Here is a 2775-nt window from a genome sequence, read left to right as displayed (position 1 = left end):
GGTTGCCAACATGCAGGGACACGACGCGGTTTCCATGTCGGATAGTGCCAGGATCAATATCGGCACCGAAGGTATTGGCTCGGTTCATGACCTGTATCCTTTAACTGCTGATGTAAGCAACCAGATCCAGCGTTATGCTGTTGAAAAAACACGCTTAGGCATCCCGGTACTTTTTATTGAAGAGGGCCTGCACGGTTACGAAGGTTTGGGTAGCACCACCTTCCCGAGCCCTATGGCGCTGGCTGGTGCCTGGGATACGACTAATGTTCACAAAGCCGGTCGCATCATAGCAACCGAGATGCGCGCTCATGGTGTTGCCATGGTATTAGGCCCGGTGCTTTGCCTCCCGCGTGACCCGCGCTGGGGCCGGGTTGAAGAAACCTACGGCGAAGATCCTTTTCTTTCGGCAGCTAATGGTGTAGCCATGGTAAAAGGTTTGCAGGGCAATAAGCTGAGTGATCACAATACCGTTTTATCCGAGCCAAAACATTTCGCTGTACACGGGATCCCGGAGGCGGGCAGTAACACCGCGCCGGTTAATATGGGCGAGAGGGAAGCCCGGTCGTCCTTTTTATATGTATTTGAAAAAGCAGTAAGGGAGGGCGGTGCGATGGGCATGATGGCCGCTTACAGCGAAATTGATGGTATTCCCTGTGTAGATAATAAATGGTTGTTAAAAGATGTGCTGCGTGGTGAATGGGGCTTTAAAGGCTTTGTTTTGTCCGACCTTGGCGCTATCAAGATGTCACTTAATAACCACCAGGTAGCAACAGATGCGGCGGATGCGCTTGCCCAAACCTTTACGGCTGGCATGGATATGCAGTTCTATGATTTTCCGCACGTACCTTTCCACGAGGCTATGAACAAGGCGTTGGCGAGTAAGAAATTAGCTATGGCTGATCTAAATCGTGCTGTATCAAATGTGCTGCGGGTAAAGTTTATGCTGGGTTTGTTTGATCACCCTTATATAGATGCCGATCTGCTGAAAAAAGTAAACCATACAGAGGAGAGCCGCGCTGTTGCACTGAAACTGGCACAGGAGGGCATCAGTCTGCTAAAAAATGAAAACAATGTATTGCCGCTTGGCCCTGATGTGCATTCGGTAGCTGTAGTCGGGCCGTTGGCCGAAAGTACATACCTGGGCGGTTACGCCAATAAGATGGGTAAGGGCGTAGCTATATTAGATGCCTTGCGGCAAAAGGCCGGAAGTAACCTCGATATTAAATTTGAAACAGGTTATACTGCCGACACATCAGCCGCAAAACAAACGGAATATCTTGAAAAGGCGGTTAGCACGGTTAGCAAGTCGGATGTAGCTGTGGTTGTTTTGGGCGAGGATATTAACGAAGTGGGCGAGGGGAAAGACCGCGCCAATCTCGACCTCAACAAACAGCAAAGCCGTCTGATTGAAGCCATATATAAAACCGGCAAACCTACGGTAGTAGTACTGTTTAACGGCAGGCCATTATGTATTAACTGGATAGCCAAAAAGATCCCTGCCATTGTTGAATCATGGTTTTTGGGCGAAACCGGTGGACTGGCTATTGCCGATGTGCTATTAGGCAAAGTAAATCCATCGGGTAAACTACCGATGACCTTCCCGCGTTCGGTAGGGCAGATCCCATATTATTATGATCATAAACCAACGTCGAGGCACGTGTATGTTGATCAGGATACTTCTGCACTGTTCCCATTTGGGCATGGATTAAGTTATACCTCATTTGAATATTCAAACCTCAAAATCACTCAGCCGCAGATTCCGCTAAATGGTTTCGCAAACGTTAGCGTTACCATTAAAAATACCGGTAAAGTTGAAGGGGAAGAAGTAGTCCAGCTTTATTTACGGGATGTTATCGCCAGTGTTACTACACCTATAAAATCGCTTAAAGGTTTTAAAAGGATCAGCCTTAAGCCGGGAGAAAGTGGTACAGTTCGGTTTAAAATAGATAACAAAGAACTCATGCTCTGGAACCGCCAAATGAAACAGGTTGTTGAACCGGGTGAGTTTAAGGTGATGATTGGCGGTTCGTCTGAGGATATCAGACTGAGAGGGAGTTTCTATGTGAAATAAATAGTCGGAATCAGAATTTACAGGATTTTAGGATTAGCAGAATTTAACCGATCAACATTCTGAAAATTTTCTAATTCTGTAAATTCTGATCAAAGATATTCCGGAGCATGCCAAACATGAGTCCGGTGTTTAGTTGATGATTACCATGATATTTTGGTAACCGGTGCGCCTGGGGTGAGATACAGGCGCACCTTTTTTTTATTTTGAAAAAGGGGCTGTCACTCTGAGCCTGTCGAAGATTCGCGCGCAGAGGCCCCGCCCACCATGCTTCGACGGGCTCAGCATGACACCCATTTTTAACTTTGTCATCCTGAGGAACGAAGAATCTTCTTCGCCCCGCAAATTCGCTATGCTTGGCGAAGAAGATGATTCGCTATCGCTCAACATGACAAATAAGCAGGGGGCTACAATTCCTTCAAAAAGCCCAGCAACGCAATCGCAACACCCGCCAATACAGCTATCATCTTACGCATATTAAAACGATGATCAGCGCTCGATTCAAAAAGTATGGTAGTTGAGATATGCAGGAAAATCCCGATAACCACGCCCATGATCCTGTTGAAGTAATGCTGCAGGTTGCCGATGTTTCCGCTACTTAGCGCGTCGCTGAAAAAGTAGCCCGCAGGGGCCATTATCGCAAATATCGCCACAAAAAATATGGTTTTGTTTTTGCCCTGCTTGTTGGTAAGCAGCACTGTAGCCAG

The 2775-nt window shown here is 47.0% G+C and carries 1 protein-coding gene and 1 pseudogene; one reads left to right on the top strand and one right to left on the bottom strand.

Features of this window, described 5'->3' with window-relative positions; all coding sequences use genetic code 11:
* Nucleotides 1-2071 (top strand): glycoside hydrolase family 3 N-terminal domain-containing protein (locus VF500_RS28215; protein ID WP_330862852.1); only part of this gene is annotated, 2071 nt, incomplete at its 5' end.
* A gap of 404 nt (nt 2072-2475) precedes the next feature.
* Here the strand turns inward: VF500_RS28215 and VF500_RS28210 are convergent.
* Nucleotides 2476-2775 (bottom strand): annotated as a pseudogene (locus VF500_RS28210) (zinc/iron permease); the annotation flags it as partial.

Origin of the sequence: Mucilaginibacter sp., from assembly GCF_036383575.1 — a bacterium.
Classification (GTDB): domain Bacteria; phylum Bacteroidota; class Bacteroidia; order Sphingobacteriales; family Sphingobacteriaceae; genus Mucilaginibacter.
Note: the sequence above shows the minus strand (reverse complement) of the source record. Positions and strands in the feature narration are given on the sequence as shown.